This window comes from Bradyrhizobium sp. ORS 375, assembly GCF_000239775.1.
Taxonomy (GTDB): Bacteria; Pseudomonadota; Alphaproteobacteria; order Rhizobiales; family Xanthobacteraceae; genus Bradyrhizobium.
In genome coordinates this window covers 1-15,347 of record NZ_CAFI01000016.1, presented here as the reverse complement: position 1 = coordinate 15,347, position 15,347 = coordinate 1, and the positions used below count along the sequence as shown (strand labels likewise).

The window sequence follows — 15,347 nt, the reverse complement described above, 5'->3', positions numbered from 1 at the left end:
GCCACCGTCGCCTATGGTGAAAGCGGGCTGGTGACACAGCGCGTCGCAACCACGAAGGTCGGTGGTTATGGGTCCCGGCGTTCGCCGGGACGACACCTCTTTCCGAGCGACAGCAATGGTTCTGAGCTGCCGTCCTACGCCGCCTGAGCGTTCGCGCCATGCGCGTGCTCGGCGATCTCCGCGATGATCACAGGCCAGGTGGGGATCGGGATGGCGTGGCCCATGCGCTCGATCATCACCAGCTTGGCGTTGGGGATCGATTCAGCCGTGTCCTTGCCGGCGCTGGGATGCACCAGCGGGTCGAGTTTGCCGTGGATCACCAGCGTCGGCGCCGTCACCTGGTGCAGTCGCGGCTTGCGGCTGCCGGAGGCCAGGATGGCACGCAACTGACGACCGACGCCGGCGGGATTGAGACCACGGGCGAAGCAGCGCTCGGCGAGCGCGACGTCGCGCGCCTCGTCCTCGGGAAAGGAGCCGGCGCGCAGCACCTTCCACGTCTTCTGGAAACGCTTGATGTACTCGTCCTTGGTCTTCGGCGGCGGCGCCATGAGCAGCATCGCGACCTCGCGCGTCGGCGGCGGAATGCGCGGATTGCCGGTGGTCGACATGATCGAGGTCAGCGAACGCACCCGATGTGGAAAGGAGATCGCGACTTCCTGCGCGATCATGCCGCCCATCGAGGCGCCGACCAGATGCGCGGACTTGATGTCGAGCGCATCCATCAGCCCGACCGTGTCCTTGGCCATGTCGAGGATCTTGTAGGGCGCTGCGACCGGGATGTGGAAGAAGCGCAGCTTGAGCAGCTCGAACGGCGACAGCCGGCGGCCGCCATGCAGCTTGCTGGACTGGCCGATGTCGCGGTTGTCGAAGCGGATGACGCGAAAGCCGCGGCCTGCGAGCTGCTCGCAGAACTCGTCGTCCCAGATGATCATCTGGCCGCCCAGGCCCATGATCAGCAGGAGCGGGGGCGCCGAGGGATCGCCGAAGATCTCGTAGCAGATGTCGATACCGTTGGCGCGGACGGTCTGCGGCGGCTGATGAGCAATGGCAGTCACGGTGATCCCTCGTTCAAGGCCAACGGGTCCTCTATGGCATGGTTCCGCGGACGGAGAGAAGCAGACGACGTCTCCCGCATTGCAACGTAACCGTGCTATGAGAGGTTGTGTTTGAGTCTTGTGTTGGCCTGAAGGAGCGTGCCGATGACGAACAAAGCCGGCGACCCGATCGCGTTCTGGCAGCAGATGGTCGGTGAGATGCAGAAGAGCTTCACGGCCTTCACGCGACTGCGCCCGATGGGGGCGGCGTCCCGCCCTTCAGATGATCCCGCAACTTCTGGAAACGGACAGAAGCCCATGGCCGATCTCATGGAAAACTACTTTGCCGGCATGAACGTGCCGAGCCGCGGTCAGCTCACTGCCTTGAACGAGCGGCTGACGTCGATCGAGGGCGAGCTGGCCGAGACACGGGCGCTGCTGAAGGAGCTGCTCGCCGCCAAGGTCGCGCCGCCAACGCCGGCCGCGGATCTCACTCCGAAGTTGAACGAGATCAAGAGTCTGCTTGATGCCCTTGTCGCCGCCTCCAAGGTGCCGCCGCCGGCTGCGCCGACGCCGGTCGACGTCTCGCCAAAACTTAACGAGATCAAGGGATTGCTCGAGGCTCTTGTGGCCGCCTCCAAGGCTCCGCACCCCGAGCCGCTGCCGCAAGTCGATGTCACGCCTCAGTTGAGCGAGATCAAGGCGCTGCTCGATCAGATTCTGAAGTCTGAGCACACGCCTGACCCAGCTCCGATAGCGGCCATTCAGGCGGAGTTGCGCGAGATCAGGGACGCGCTCGACGCAGTGGCGAAATCGTCGCCCCCCGGCGAGCCTGAGCCCAGCGCGGTCGAGGCTGCTCCCAAGGCGGCCGAGCCGGCCCGGCATGGCAAGCGCAACAAGAAGCACGGCGGCATGCCTGATCGTGGCCCAGGCCCCCGCCAGGATGTGCCGTCCGGCAGCTGACGGGCGGCGTTCCCGCAACCCTCCATCTTCATGCTCCCGGCATGGTGCATTGCAACATTAATGTTGCGTTGCACCATTTTTGTTGGTATAGTTGAGTTACTCCGGTTTCATACGGGACGGAGAACGAGCCCATAGCTCAGTTGAGGATGGAGACGACCATGACCACCGAGACCAACACCATGTTCGAGACCGTCAAGGATGCTTTTGCCCCGATGACGGACGCGCTGAAGAACCTGCAGACGATGGAAGTGCCGGAGTCCGCGCGGGAGTTCGTCAAGAAGACCGCGACGACCGCCAAGGAGCGCGCTGCGGAGGCCCTCGCCGGCTCCGAGAAGGTGACTTCGGCAATCGAGACCGCCGTGTTCGACGGCGTGACCGAGGCCGGCAAGATCAGCCGCACCATCCAGCAGGCGCTGTATCAGGACACCGAGGCGTTCTTCGACGGCCTCGACAAGCTGGCGTCGGCCAAGTCGATCAGCGAAGCCGTTCAGATCCAGGGTGAGTTGGCCCGTGCCCGCGGCGAGGCGCTCGTCGCCCGCGCCAAGTCGACCAGCGAGTATGTCGGCAAGCTCGTCACCGAGGGTGCCAAGGTCGCCCAGGAGAACATGGCCAAGGCCTACAACAAGACCGCCTGATCGCGCCTCACGCGTCAGTCGATCAATCTGCAAGGCCCGCTTCATGCGGGCCTTTTCTTTTGTGCTGCGATGAAACCGGCTAAAGCGTGCGCCATGCCGCAGCCGCTGTCCCGCATCGTCAACCAGCTCAAGAGCGAGCCGTCGCGCACGGGCTCGCTGATCATCACCGTGTTCGGCGACGCCATCCTGCCGCGCGGCGGCAGCGTCTGGCTCGGCACTCTGCTGGCGTTCTTCGAAGGGCTCGCGATCGACGGCAGCGTCGTGCGCACCGCGATGTCGCGGCTGACCGCGGAGGGCTGGTTCGAGCGCAGCAAGAGCGGCCGCAACAGCTTCTATCGCCTGACCCGGCGTGGCGAGCAGACCTTTGCCGGCGCCACCCGGCACATCTACGATTCGCCGCCGGGGGAGTGGAACGGCAGCTTCGAGCTGGTCCTGATCGGCAGCGCCGACGATCGCGAGCAGGCGCGGACCGCGCTGCGCGACGCCGGCTTCGGCAGCCCGCTGCCCGGCGTGTTCGTGGCGCCGTCGAGCATCGCCGTCCCCGACGCGGTCGACGGGGCGATCCGCCTGCAGGCCTCGGCCGGCTCCGACATGGCGCGGCGGCTGGTCGCCGAGAGCTGGGCGCTGGAGCGGACGGCGGACGCCTACCGCAAATTCAGCGCCTCCTTTGCACCGCTCAAGGCCAGCATCGAACGCGGCGAGCCGCTGACGGACGGGCAGGCCTTCACCGCCCGGATTCTGCTGATCCATCACTACCGCCGAATCGTGCTGCGCGATCCGCTACTGCCGGCGGAGTTGCTGCCGGGGAACTGGCCGGGCCGGCAGGCGCGGGCGCTGTGCGGTGAGATCTACCGGCTGCTGCTGCCCGGTTCCGAGCGCTGGCTCGATGCCCACGCCACGAACGAGGAGGGGCCGCTGGCGCCTGCCGGTGCGGCGCTGTCGCGGCGGTTTGCCGACGCTCATGAGGCGCGCTGATATATTACAGAATTCGATTGCACGGATAAAATCTCGTTATATATTGGCGGCAACCAAGTCCTGGGAGGACGCCGCCGCATGTACACGCAGGCGCTTAATTCGCCCGAGGAGGGCAGCCACGCCGAGGACGCCGGCCGCGCTTCGCGTTTTCAGGCGCGCATCGATGCCGAGGAGCGCATCGAGCCGAACGACTGGATGCCGGCGGCCTATCGCAAGACGCTGGTCCGGCAGATCTCGCAGCACGCCCATTCCGAAATCGTCGGCATGCTGCCAGAGGGCAACTGGATCACGCGCGCGCCGAGCCTGCGGCGCAAGGCGGCGCTGCTCGCCAAGGTCCAGGACGAATGCGGCCACGGGCTCTATCTCTACGCTGCCGCCGAGACGCTCGGCGCCTCGCGCGAGGAGCTGGTCGATTCGATGCTGGCCGGCAAGGCCAAGTACTCCTCGATCTTCAACTACCCGACATTGACCTGGGCGGATATCGGCGTGATCGGCTGGCTGGTCGACGGCGCCGCGATCATGAACCAGATCCCGCTGTGCCGCTGCTCCTACGGTCCCTACGCGCGCGCAATGATCCGCGTCTGCAAGGAGGAATCGTTTCACCAGCGCCAGGGCTACGAGATCATGCTGACGCTGTGCCGCGGCACGCCTGAGCAGAAGGCGATGGCGCAGGATGCGCTGAACCGCTGGTGGTGGCCGGTGCTGATGATGTTCGGCCCGCCGGACCAGGCGAGCCAGCACAGCGATGCGTCGACGAAGTGGAAGATCAAGCGCTTCTCGAATGACGAGCTGCGCCAGAAGTTCATCGATGCCACCGTGCCGCAGGCGCAATATCTCGGCCTGACGATTCCCGATCCCGAGATGACGCAGGACGAGCAGGGCCATTGGCGGCACGGTCCGATCGACTGGAACGAGTTCAAGCAGGTGCTGGCCGGAAATGGCCCATGCAACCGCGACCGCATGGCGGCGCGCCGCAAGGCGCACGCCGAGGGCGCCTGGGTGCGCGACGCCGCAGCCGCCTATGCCGAGAAGCGCGCGCGGCGCCGGATGGCGCAAGCCGCCGAATAGCAGGGGAGATCTGGAATGGCGACGCCGAACACGCCGTTGTGGGAGGTCTTCATCCGCAGCCGCAACGGGCTCGCGCACAAGCATTGCGGCTCGCTGCATGCGCCCGACGCGACTATGGCGCTGCAGGCCGCACGCGACCTCTACACCCGCCGCGGCGAAGGCCTGTCGATCTGGGTGGTGCCGTCGAGCGCCATCACCGCCTCCGATCCCGCCGACAAGGGCATGATGTTCGAGCCGGCGGAATCGAAGATCTATCGCCACCCGACGTTCTACGAGGTGCCCGAGGAAGTCGGGCATATGTGAATGCCACGGCTGTCAGCCGTCGTCATTGCGAGCGCAGCGAAGCAATCCCGACTGCCTGCTCGGATGAATTCCAGGATTGCTTCGCTGCGCTCGCAATGACGGAGTTTGTGGCGAGCCGATCGGATCTCAACCATGACCGCACCCTCGATCACCGTCTCCGAAACGCCGCTGGTGCTGTATACGCTGCGCCGCGCCGATGATGCGTTGATCCTCGGGCATCGTCTCTCCGAATGGTGCGGCCATGCGCCCATGCTCGAAGAGGACATGGCGCTGTCGAACATGGCGCTCGACCTGATCGGCCAGGCGCGCGAGCTCTATGGCTACGCGGCGAAGGTCGAGGGCCGCGACAATGACGAGGACAAGCTCGCTTATCTCCGCGACGTCAGGCAGTACCGCAACCTGCTGCTGGTCGAGCGTCCCAATGGCGACTTCGCGCACACGATGGTGCGGCAGCTGTTCTATGCGGCGTTCGCCGATCTGTATTGGCGCGGCATGATGAGCTCGACCGATGCGACGCTCGCCGCCATCGCGGCCAAGTCGGAGAAGGAGTTCGCCTATCATCTGCGCCATGCCAGCGAATGGGTGATCCGGCTCGGCGACGGCACCGACGACAGCCACGCCCGCGCGCAAGGGGCGATCGATGACCTCTGGGCCTATACGGGCGAAATGTTCAGCGTCGACGACAGCGAGCGGGGTCTGATCGACGCCGGCATCGCGATCGATCCGACGCGACTGCTGCCGGAATGGCTGTCCATCGTCTCGCATGTCGCGCGCGAGGCGACGCTCGTGCTGCCGGAGAACGAGTGGATGCAGCAGGGCGGCCGCGATGGCCGCCATAGCGAGCATCTCGGCCATCTCCTCAGCGAGCTGCAACACATGCAGCGCAGCTTTCCTGGTGCAACATGGTAGTCGCCGACACCAGCCCTGCCGAGTTGCGCCAGCGTGCCTGGGAGGCGGCGGCCTCGGTCGCCGATCCGGAAATTCCGGTTCTGACGATCGACGATCTCGGCGTGCTGCGCGAGATCGAGGTGGTCGGCGACCGTGTCGAGGTCGCGATCACGCCGACGTACTCCGGCTGCCCGGCGATGAACATGATTGCGCTGGAGATCGAGCTCGCGCTGGTACGTGCCGGCTTCCGCGAGGTCAGTGTCCGCACCGTGCTGTCGCCGGCCTGGACCACGGACTGGATGAGCGAGGCGGGGCGTCGCAAGCTGCGCGAGTACGGGATCGCGCCGCCGCAAGCCGCGGGTGGACGGCGTGCGCTGTTCGGGCTTGCCGAGGTCGCGTGTCCGCAATGCGGATCGGTCGACACCGAGCAGCTCGCCGAGTTCGGCTCGACCTCCTGCAAGGCGTTGTGGCGCTGCAAATCGTGCCGCGAGCCGTTCGACTATTTCAAATGCCACTGATGTAGAACAGGGAGCCGTCATTGCGAGCGAAGCGAAGCAATCCAGGGCCGCGCCCGGAGCCCTGGATTGCTTCGTCGCTTCGCTCCTCGCAATGACGCGGGGATAGGGTCGATGTCGACAACGCCACGCTTTCACCGCCTTGCCGTCCGCGATCTGCGCCGTGAGGCGCCCGATGCGGTATCTCTGACATTTGCCATTCCGAATGAGCTGGCGGCCGACTATCAGTTCGCGCCCGGGCAATACCTCACCCTCAAAACCACGCTCGGCGGCGAAGAGGTTCGCCGTTCCTATTCGATCTGCTCCGGTCCCGACGACAACGAGATTCGCATCGCGGTGAAGCGCGTCGATGGCGGCGCGTTCTCCAGCTTCGTCACCGATGAGTTGAAGCGCGGCGACGAGATCGACGTGATGACGCCGACCGGACGCTTCGGCGTGGCGCTGGATCCCGCGACGGGGCGCACGCATGTCGGTTTCGCCGCCGGCTCGGGGATCACGCCGATCCTCTCGATCGTCAAGGCTGTGCTGGCGCGCGAGCCTGACAGCCGCTTCTTCCTGTTCTACGGCAACCGCACCACTTCCGGCATGCTGTTCCGCGAGCAGCTGGAGGAACTGAAGGATCGCTTTCTCCAGCGCTTCTCGGTGTTTCACGTCATCTCCGGCGAGGAGCAGGATCTACCGATTCTGCACGGCCGGCTCGACGGCGAAAAGGTGCGCGTGCTCTTGCGCTCGCTGGTGCCGGCTGCGAGCATCGATCATGTCTTCATCTGCGGCCCCACCGGGATGAGCGAGGACGTCGAGGCCGCCTGCCGCATGCTCGGCATTCCCGATGACCGCGTCCATATCGAGCGCTTCGTTTCAGGCGCCGGCGGCAAGCCGCGGCCAAAGATGGTCGTTCCCGACTCGGCGCCGCCCAAATCCGTCGCCGCCCTGATCATCGACGGCAAGCGCCGCGAGGTCCCCGTCGCCGAGGGCGAGGCTATTCTCGACGCCGCGCTCCGCGCCGGCGTCGATCTGCCGTTCGCCTGCAAAGGCGGCATGTGCTCCACCTGCCGCGCCAAGCTGGTCGAAGGCAAGGCCGAGATGGAGCTGAACTACTCGCTCGAGCCCTGGGAGCTGCAGGCGGGCTTCGTGCTGACGTGCCAGGCAAAGCCGGTGACGGATCGCGTGGTGGTGGATTACGATCATATGTGAGAGGACGTGCCCGAGGCTCGCTGTCTGCTGATCATGACTTGAGGAGCGCCCGCCCTTGCGGTGGGCTCGATGCAATCCGGGTGAGGGGGCTCTCCGCGCCGTCGGTGGGCGTGGCTGCCCCTCACCCCAGCCCTCTCCCCGTCAGAACGGGGAGAGGGTGCGCAGCGCCCCTGTCGCAACATTTCGATTCCATTTTTTGCGGATCCATCACCCCGTCGGCCTCTTATCCTTGATCCGCTTCGCCTTGCCCGCCGAGCGCTCCAGTGTGTCCGGCGGCACGGCCTTCACCTTCGCCGTCACGCCGATCGTGTTCTTGATGTGGATCGAGATCCGCTCGGCGTGCTCGCCGAGCCCGCTCTCGTCCCAATGCTCCGGGCGTGATTCCGCGTAGATCGTCAGCTCGTCCATGCGGCCTTCGCGGGTCAGCTCCAGCATGAAATGGCCGCCGCACCATTCGGTGGTCAGCAGGATCTCCTCGATCTGCGACGGGAACAGATTCACGCCGCGCAGGATGATCATGTCGTCGGAGCGCCCCGTGACCTTCTCCATGCGCCGCATGCCCGGCCGCGCGGTGCCCGGCAGCAGCCGGGTCAGATCGCGGGTGCGATAGCGGATGACGGGGAAGGCCTCCTTGGTCAGCGAGGTGAACACCAACTCGCCCATCTCTCCGTCGGGCAGCACCTTGCCGGTGTCGGGATCGACGATCTCCGGATAGAAATGATCCTCCCAGATGTGCAGCCCGTCCTTGGTTTCCAGGCATTCCTGCGCCACGCCGGGGCCGATCACCTCGGACAGGCCGTAGATGTCGGTGGCGTCCATCGCGAAAGCGTCCTCGATCTCGGCGCGCATCGCGTTGGTCCACGGCTCGGCGCCGAAGATGCCGATCTTGAGCGAGCTCTGCCTGGGATCGAGGCCCTGACGCTTGAACTCGTCGAGGATCGCGAGCATGTAGCTCGGCGTCACCGTGATGATCTCGGGCCGGAAATCGTTGATCAGCTGCACCTGCCGTTCGGTCATGCCGCCGGAGATCGGCACCACCGTGCAGCCGAGCTCCTCCGCGCCGTAATGCACGCCGAGGCCGCCGGTGAACAGGCCGTAGCCATAGGCATTATGGATGATCATGCCGCTGCGCCCGCCGGCGGCGCGGATCGAGCGCGCCATCACGGCTGACCATGTCGCGATGTCATTTCTTGTATAGCCGACCACGATCGGCTTGCCGGTCGTGCCTGAGGAGGCATGCACGCGCACCAGCTGTTCGCGCGGCACGGCGAACATGTTGAACGGGTAGTTGTCGCGCAGGTCGGTCTTTACCGTGAACGGAAACCTGGCGAGATCGGCCAGCTCGCGGAAGTCCGAGGGATGCACGCCAGCCTTGTCGAACGCCTGCCGGTAATGGGCGACGTTGTCATAGGCATGCTTGAGCGACCAGGCGAGGCGCTTGGTCTGCAGTGCCATGATCTCGTCGCGTGAGGCGCGTTCGGTCGCGTCCATCTCGGGCACGTAAGAGCCGGCCGATTGAAGCTTGGTCATGGGTCAGGTCCTCCGGCGGAGCGGCAAGGAAGGGGTCAGCGTGCGGCCTCGGGCGCGCCGGACGGGACCAGCGTGCCGCCGATGCTGCGGGAATGGCCGCGAAACTCGGCGATCACGGTCTCATCAGCGGTCACGCGAACGTCGTAGATGCCCGAGCGGCCGCTGCGCGACACTTCCGTCGCACGGGCGGTCAGGACATCCCCGAGCTTGCCCGGCCGAATGAAGCTGATGCTGCCCTGTGCCGCCACGGTGCGGTCGTTGTGGGAGTTGCAGGCGAACGCGAAGGCGGAGTCGGCGAGCGTGAAGATGAAGCCGCCATGGGCGATGCCGTGGCCGTTGACCATGTGCGGCTGCACCGTCATCCGCAGCATCGCCTGGCCCGGACCGATCTCGATGATCTGCATGCCCAGGCCCTGGCTGGCGCGATCGTCCTGCCACATCGCCTCCGCACAGGCGCGGGCGAGTGCCTCGGGAGTGAGCGGGCCGCTCACGGGCGGGCCTCTGTCCGCGCACAGGCGAAGATCGGCGCATGAGGGTGCGCTGGTAAAACCACGGCGTTCTCTCCCGCTGATGCTTGTTGGAACAAGCATTCTGAACTAGTTAAGCTCGATATCGTGGCGAATATTCCGCGCGCGTCAAGCGAAAGCGCTGCTGACGCAGCAGGCGAGCCGCCGCCTTTTTTCCGCAACCAGAAGGACTCCTTGCGCGTGCTGGAAGCTGCTGATGTGGTCGCGATGTCCGGTCTCGGGATTGGCCTGGTCTATGGCGTGGTCGGACTGTTGAGCGGCTTCTGCATGATGAGCAGCCTGCGCGGCTGGTGGGCCGATGGCGACGGCCGTCTGGTCCGGACCTATGCCCTGGCGATGGGAATCGCGGTCATCGCCACGCAGCTGCTGGCGTCCAACGGCGGCGTCGATCTCGGCAAGTCGATCTATCTTCAGCCGACCTTTTCCGTGCCGCTGATGTTCGCGGGTGGTGTCCTGTTCGGCTACGGCATGGTGCTGGCCAATGGCTGCGGCTCGCGTGCGCTGGTGCTGCTGGGCCGCGGCAATCTGCGCTCCTTCGTCGTGGTGATCGTGCTGGCGGTCGCGGCGGAGATGACCTTGAAGGGCCTGATCGCGCCGCTGCGGATTGCGCTGATGCAGACGTCCCAGACCACGTCCACGGCGACATCGCTCCCCGCGCTGCTCTCGGTCGCTGGCCTGCATGGCGCGCCGGCGCGGCTGCTCCCGGCGCTCGCGCTTGGCGGCGTGCTGATTGCCTTTGCCCTCGCGCATGCGCCGTTCCGGCGCGCGCCGGGGCAGATGCTCACTGGCCTCATCGTTGGTCTGCTGATTGCGGCGGGCTGGTTCGCGACCGGCACTCTCGGTGCGGATGATTTCAATCCGGTCCCGGTGGCCTCGCTGACCTTTGTCGCGCCGATCGCCGATGCCCTGCAATATGTCATGCTCTCGACCGGCTCGACGGTCAATTTCGGCATCGCCACCGTGGCCGGCGTACTGGCCGGCAGCCTGCTGACCGCCGTCGCCACGCGCCGTTTCAAGCTCGAAGGCTTTCACTCGCCGCAGCACATGCTGCGCTCGGCCGGCGGCGCGGCACTGATGGGTGTCGGCGGCGTGATGGCGCTGGGCTGCTCGGTCGGGCAGGGCCTGACGGGATTATCGACCTTGGCGCTGCCGTCGTTCGTCGCCATTGGCGGCATCTTCATTGGCACCGCTGTCGGCCTGTGCGGCGCGCTGCGCGTGCGACCGTTGAAGATCGAGTCGCAGCCAGCGCATTAGTCTCATCTCGTCACCACCACCGTCATTCCGGGTTCGAGGCCTGCGGCCTTGCCCCGGAATGACAGGGAGTGTGTCGCCGTGAATGAACTCACTCTGCAGCGCGCGTGACGATGCGGATCTCCGAGGTCAGCGTCCGGTGGACCGGGCATTTGTCGGCGATCTCCATCAGCTTCTTGCGCTGCTCGCCGTCCAGCGCGCCGTCCATGTGGATCTCGCGCTCGAGCTGATCGATCAGGCCGACCTTGGTCTCGCATTCCGCGCAGTCCTCCGCGTGAATCTTGCTGTGGCGCAGGGTCACGGTAAGCCGGTCGAGCGGCAGGAACTTGCGATCGGCGTAGAGCCGCATCGTCATCGAGGTGCAGGCGCCGAGCGCTGCGAGCAGCAGGTCGTAAGGGCTGGGGCCGGTGTCCTGGCCACCGACGGAGAGCGGCTCGTCGGCTGTGAGATGATGCGGCCCGAGCGCGATACTCTGCTGCAGCTTGCTGGAGCGGGTCTCGCGGACCACGACGTCCCGCGGGCCGGTGTTGGCCGCCGGCTCGGCAGCCGCAGGCGCGACATAGCGGCTGGCCCAGCTCGCGATCACCTGCGCGATATAGGCGGCGTCATCCTTCCTGCTGATGAGATGATCGGCATGGTCGAGCGAGATGAAGCTCTTCGGATGCTTGGCGGCGACGAAGATGTGCGTGGCATTGTCGATGCCGACGGTGTCGTCGACGGGCGAATGCATGACCAGCAGCGCCTTGTGCAGATGCTTCACCTTGTCGAGCAGGCGCTGCTCGGCGATGTCGTCGAGAAAGGAGCTGCTGATCCGGAACGGTCGTCCGGCGAGCGAGACCTCGGCCGAGCCGTCGCGGCGGATGGCCTCGAGACTGTCCTTGAACAGCGCCGTGACGTGGCCTGGGTCCGATGGCGCCGCGATGGTTACCACGGCCTTGGCATCCGGAATGTCGGCGGCCGCGGCCAGCACTGCGGCGCCGCCGAGACTGTGGCCGATCAGGATCGAGGGGGCCTGCCTTGTCTCGCGAAGATGATCGGCGGCGCGCACGAGATCGGCCACGTTCGAGGTGAACGTCGTGTTGGCGAAATCACCTTCGCTGGAGCCGAGGCCGGTGAAATCGAAGCGGAGAACGGCGATGCCATGCGCCGTCAGTGCCATCGCAATGCGCCGTGCCGCATGCGTGTCCTTGCCGCAGGAGAAGCAATGCGCGAACAGCGCATAGGCCCGTGGCGCGCCGTCGGGGAGATCGAGGGCCGCAGACAGTTTGTCGCCGCTTGCGCCTTCAAACTGGAAGCGTTCGGTCGGCATGATGATCCTCCCATCGTTGCGTCCGCGAGCGGCGAAGGCGCCGCATCGTCTCATATTGTCATACAACAGATCAGGCCTGCATGTGTCGGTGCGTCGAAGCGATCAGCGCCTCTCGTGCGGCCCCTGGATTGCTTCGCTTGCGCTCGCAATGACGCCGTGGCGGGCAGCGAACGCTCCACAAACTCCGTCATCGCGAGCGCAAGCGAAGCGATCCAGGGGCTCAGCAATAAGTCGTAACGACACCCCGTGCTGCATCTGCATCAAATGCAGAGCGAGGCAAGTTGCCAGCCGTGATCACTCCCGCTCAGGGATCAGCTCGATCACCTGTTCGCCGTTCCGGATCGCCGTCGGCAGGTCTTGCGCGACCAGGTCGGAAATCCATCGGACCAGCGTCGGAAGGCCTTCCTCCTTCGCTTGGCGGCGAAGCGGGGGCAGGTCGCGTTCATGCGCGGTGCCGACTTTGATGTTGAGGCGCTCATAAGGAATGTCGCCGTCCGGCGGCCGATAGCGCGCATCGAACAGACGCCGGCCGTGGCTGCGCACGAGGTGGATGCGGATGCCGCCGAGATCCCTTGCGGTCAATGCGGCGAGGATGACGCTCGGCTTGAGAAGATACCCATAGCCCTTGGGGATTTTGCCGGTTTCTGAGGTGAACTCCATGCTGCATCTCTGGCGTGTTCGGATATCGCGGTGACCACTCTGGGCGGAAGCGATAGCATGCAGTCCGTGGGGTGGGCAAAGCGCAGCGTGCCCACCACTCTCCAGGTTACTCCGAAAAATGGGGCAAGACGCCTCGCGTCTTTGCCCACCCTGCGGCTCTGCTCGCCCGTCAGTCCGAGTAGCGCTGCTCGGCCCAGGGATCGCCGCGGTTGTGATAGCCGCGCACCTCCCAATAGCCGGGCTTGTCGGCCTCGAGAAACTCGATCGCCTTGAGCCATTTCGCGCTCTTCCAGAAATACAGATGCGGCACGACGACGCGCACAGGGCCGCCATGCTCCCCGGTGATCGGCGCGCCGGACCAGCTGTGCGCGAGCAGCGCATCCTCGGCGGCGAAGTCCTCGAGCATGAGATTGGTCGTGTAGCCGTCATAGGAATGCAGCACGACGAAATTCGCGTTGTCACGCGGACGGCAGGCGGCGAGCAGGTCGCGGGTGGCCAGACCTTCCCACTGGTTGTCGTAGCGCGACCAGGTCGTCACGCAATGGATGTCGGAGACGAACTGGCGCTGCTCCTGGGCGAGGAAGGCTTGAAAGTCCCAGAACAGCGGATGTTCGACCGCGCCGTAGACGTCGAGCCGCCAGCGCTCGCGGGTGATGCTCGGCGTCAGCCCGAGGTCGAGGACCGGCCAGTCGCGCGTCAGATGCTGGCCGGGCGGCAGGCGCTGGTCCTCCGGTCTGACGACGCGGCCGGTCAGGAATTTGCCCTCGCGCGCCCAGCGCTCCTTGCTGCGGGTCAGCTTGCTCTCGGGCGGGAGCCCGGACTCGTCGGCCATCTCGGCACCTCGTCAGTTGTACGGCTCATTCATGCCGGTGCATCGCCGACGCATGCTTTGTGTCACGCATGGTCGCATAGATGAGCAGCGACAGGAAGATCACGCCCGACAGATAATAATAGAACCAGGTCTCGTGCCCAGTGCTTTTGAAGTATAGTGCGATAGCCGGCGCGGTGCCGCCGAACAGCGACACGGTGATGGCGTAGGGCAGGCCGACGCCGAGGGCGCGGATGTTGGTCGGGAACAGCTCGGCCTTGACCACGGCGTTGATCGAGGTGTAGCCGGCTGTGAAGATCCAGGCGCCGCAGATCAGCAGGAAGGCCGTGAACGGCTCCTTGGTGGCCTTGAGGGCGGTCAGGATCGGGATCGTCGACAAAGTGCCGGCGATGCCGAAGAAGATCAGCAGCGGCTTGCGGCCGATGCGGTCGGAGATCGCGCCATACAGCGGCTGCAAAACGCAGGCGAACAGCAGCGAGCCGAAGATCACCATCGTGGTCTGGTCCTCTGTGAGGCCGACCGAAAGCTTGACGAAGGTCTGCATGTAGGTGGTGAAGGTGTAGAACGCCGCGGTGCCGCCGGCGGTGAGGCCGACGACGAGCAGAAGCTCGCGCGGATATCTGAACAGCGCGGCCATCGAGCTGGACGAACCCGCCTTCTTCTTGGCCTCCACGAAGGCCTCGGTCTCGTGCAGATTGCGCCGCATCACGGCGACGAAGATCGCGAGGCAGGCGCCGATGAAGAACGGGATGCGCCAGCCCCAGGCCTTCAGCTCCTCGGTGGTCAGGAACACCTTCTGCAACAGCAGGAGCACGATGATCGCGGTGAGCTGACCGCCGATCAAAGTGACGTATTGGAAGCTCGAATAGAAGCCGCGATGCTTGGCGTCGGCGACCTCGGAGAGATAGGTGGCGCTGGCGCCATATTCACCGCCGAGGCTGAGGCCCTCGATCACGCGGGCGAGCGCCAGGATGATCGGCGCGGCGATGCCGATGGTGGCATAGGTCGGCGTCACCGCGATGATCAGCGAGCCGAAGCACATGCAGAGCACCGAGACGGTCAGCGACAGCCTGCGGCCATATTGGTCGGCGAGATACCCGAACAACCAGCCTCCGAGTGGGCGCATCAGGAAGGTCGCGGCGAACACCACGGCGGCGTTGAGCTGCTCGACGACAGGGTCTTTCGACGGGAAGAATGCCGGGGCGAAATACAGCGCGAACGCCGTGTAGGCGTAGAAATCGTACCATTCGACGAGGTTGCCGGCGGAGCCGATCAGGATCGCCTTGATGCGGCGCTCGACGTCCGAGATCGACGTGGCGGGCTCTACCGCAGGCTCGATCGCCTGGTCTGTCATTTTATGTCTCCGGGCAAGCATGATGAGCGGCCCTTCTACGGCAGCCGCCGCGATTGCCAATAGAGAATGACCGCAGGGGTCCTATGTTCCTGGTGACGGAACTTGTGCGCCCCGAGGATCGTAGAGAGGGCCTCGCCGTTCGAGACGCCCGCCTTCGGCGGGCTCCTCGGAGCGATAAGCGTTCTGCGAAATGGGACGCCGGTTTTAGGCGAGGCTCGCTCTTAGCCTCTCCCCGTGTGCGGGGAGAGGCCGGATTGCATCGACAGATGCAATCCGGGTGAGGGGGGCTGTCCGCACGTTCGGGCGGTGCGG

General features: G+C 65.5%; 16 protein-coding genes. 9 read left to right on the top strand and 7 right to left on the bottom strand.

Going from position 1 to position 15,347, the window contains the following annotated elements; translation table 11 throughout:
* Positions 1-134 precede the first annotated feature (134 nt).
* Entirely contained in the window at positions 135-1,055 is a 921-nt protein-coding gene (locus BRAO375_RS01655; protein WP_009025707.1) for an alpha/beta fold hydrolase, read from the bottom strand.
* Positions 1,056-1,199: 144 nt separating this feature from the next.
* Here BRAO375_RS01655 and BRAO375_RS01650 point away from each other — a divergent pair, with 144 nt between their 5' ends.
* The 8 genes from BRAO375_RS01650 (at position 1,200) to paaE (ending at position 7,575) form a co-directional block, all read left to right on the top strand.
* Positions 1,200-1,997 carry a hypothetical protein gene (locus BRAO375_RS01650; RefSeq protein ID WP_009025706.1) on the top strand — a complete coding sequence of 266 codons (798 nt, stop codon included), beginning with the start codon at positions 1,200-1,202 and terminating at the stop codon, positions 1,995-1,997.
* 158 nt (positions 1,998-2,155) lie between these two features.
* Entirely contained in the window at positions 2,156-2,632 is a 477-nt protein-coding gene (locus tag BRAO375_RS01645) for a phasin (RefSeq protein WP_009025705.1), read from the top strand.
* Positions 2,633-2,725: 93 nt separating this feature from the next.
* Complete coding sequence (paaX, locus tag BRAO375_RS01640; RefSeq protein ID WP_009025704.1) at positions 2,726-3,607, top strand: phenylacetic acid degradation operon negative regulatory protein PaaX; 882 nt, start codon at positions 2,726-2,728, stop codon at positions 3,605-3,607.
* Positions 3,608-3,685: 78 nt separating this feature from the next.
* Positions 3,686-4,675, top strand: coding sequence for a 1,2-phenylacetyl-CoA epoxidase subunit PaaA (paaA, locus tag BRAO375_RS01635; protein ID WP_009025703.1), 990 nt, complete (start codon positions 3,686-3,688; stop codon positions 4,673-4,675).
* Positions 4,676-4,690: 15 nt separating this feature from the next.
* Entirely contained in the window at positions 4,691-4,978 is a 288-nt protein-coding gene (gene paaB / locus BRAO375_RS01630) for a 1,2-phenylacetyl-CoA epoxidase subunit PaaB (RefSeq protein ID WP_009025702.1), read from the top strand.
* Between the two features lie 132 nt (positions 4,979-5,110).
* On the top strand, positions 5,111-5,887 hold the full coding sequence (paaC, locus tag BRAO375_RS01625; RefSeq protein ID WP_009025701.1) for a 1,2-phenylacetyl-CoA epoxidase subunit PaaC: 777 nt from the start codon (positions 5,111-5,113) through the stop codon (positions 5,885-5,887).
* Positions 5,881-6,384 carry a 1,2-phenylacetyl-CoA epoxidase subunit PaaD gene (gene paaD, locus BRAO375_RS01620; protein WP_009025700.1) on the top strand — a complete coding sequence of 168 codons (504 nt, stop codon included), beginning with the start codon at positions 5,881-5,883 and terminating at the stop codon, positions 6,382-6,384. Before paaC ends, paaD begins: the two co-directional genes overlap by 7 nt.
* A 111-nt stretch (positions 6,385-6,495) precedes the next feature.
* Positions 6,496-7,575, top strand: a complete 1,080-nt coding sequence (paaE, locus tag BRAO375_RS01615) for a 1,2-phenylacetyl-CoA epoxidase subunit PaaE (protein ID WP_009025699.1) — start codon at positions 6,496-6,498, stop codon at positions 7,573-7,575.
* A gap of 207 nt (positions 7,576-7,782) precedes the next feature.
* Here paaE and paaK read toward each other — a convergent pair whose 3' ends face one another.
* Positions 7,783-9,105: a phenylacetate--CoA ligase PaaK gene (gene paaK, locus BRAO375_RS01610; RefSeq protein ID WP_009025698.1), complete on the bottom strand. Its 1,323-nt coding sequence runs from the start codon at positions 9,103-9,105 to the stop codon at positions 7,783-7,785.
* 35 nt (positions 9,106-9,140) lie between these two features.
* Positions 9,141-9,545 (bottom strand): hydroxyphenylacetyl-CoA thioesterase PaaI, encoded by a 405-nt coding sequence (gene paaI, locus BRAO375_RS01605; protein WP_244423094.1) that lies wholly within the window; start codon positions 9,543-9,545, stop codon positions 9,141-9,143.
* A 294-nt stretch (positions 9,546-9,839) separates the two neighbouring features.
* Between paaI and BRAO375_RS01600 the strand changes: the two genes are divergently transcribed.
* On the top strand, positions 9,840-10,886 hold the full coding sequence (locus BRAO375_RS01600; RefSeq protein ID WP_009025696.1) for a YeeE/YedE family protein: 1,047 nt from the start codon (positions 9,840-9,842) through the stop codon (positions 10,884-10,886).
* Positions 10,887-10,974: 88 nt separating this feature from the next.
* On the opposite strand, the gene BRAO375_RS01595 is transcribed toward BRAO375_RS01600, so the two are convergent.
* From BRAO375_RS01595 to BRAO375_RS01580, 4 genes are all read right to left on the bottom strand, one after another.
* A complete protein-coding gene (locus BRAO375_RS01595; protein WP_009025695.1) occupies positions 10,975-12,192 on the bottom strand; it encodes a bifunctional alpha/beta hydrolase/OsmC family protein in 1,218 nt (405 codons plus the stop codon).
* 294 nt (positions 12,193-12,486) lie between these two features.
* Positions 12,487-12,852 carry a hypothetical protein gene (locus BRAO375_RS01590; protein WP_009025694.1) on the bottom strand — a complete coding sequence of 122 codons (366 nt, stop codon included), beginning with the start codon at positions 12,850-12,852 and terminating at the stop codon, positions 12,487-12,489.
* A gap of 169 nt (positions 12,853-13,021) precedes the next feature.
* Positions 13,022-13,684, bottom strand: coding sequence for a sulfite oxidase-like oxidoreductase (locus BRAO375_RS01585; protein ID WP_009025693.1), 663 nt, complete (start codon positions 13,682-13,684; stop codon positions 13,022-13,024).
* Between the two features lie 25 nt (positions 13,685-13,709).
* Entirely contained in the window at positions 13,710-15,035 is a 1,326-nt protein-coding gene (locus tag BRAO375_RS01580; RefSeq protein ID WP_009025692.1) for an MFS transporter, read from the bottom strand.
* Positions 15,036-15,347: the final 312 nt, after the last annotated feature.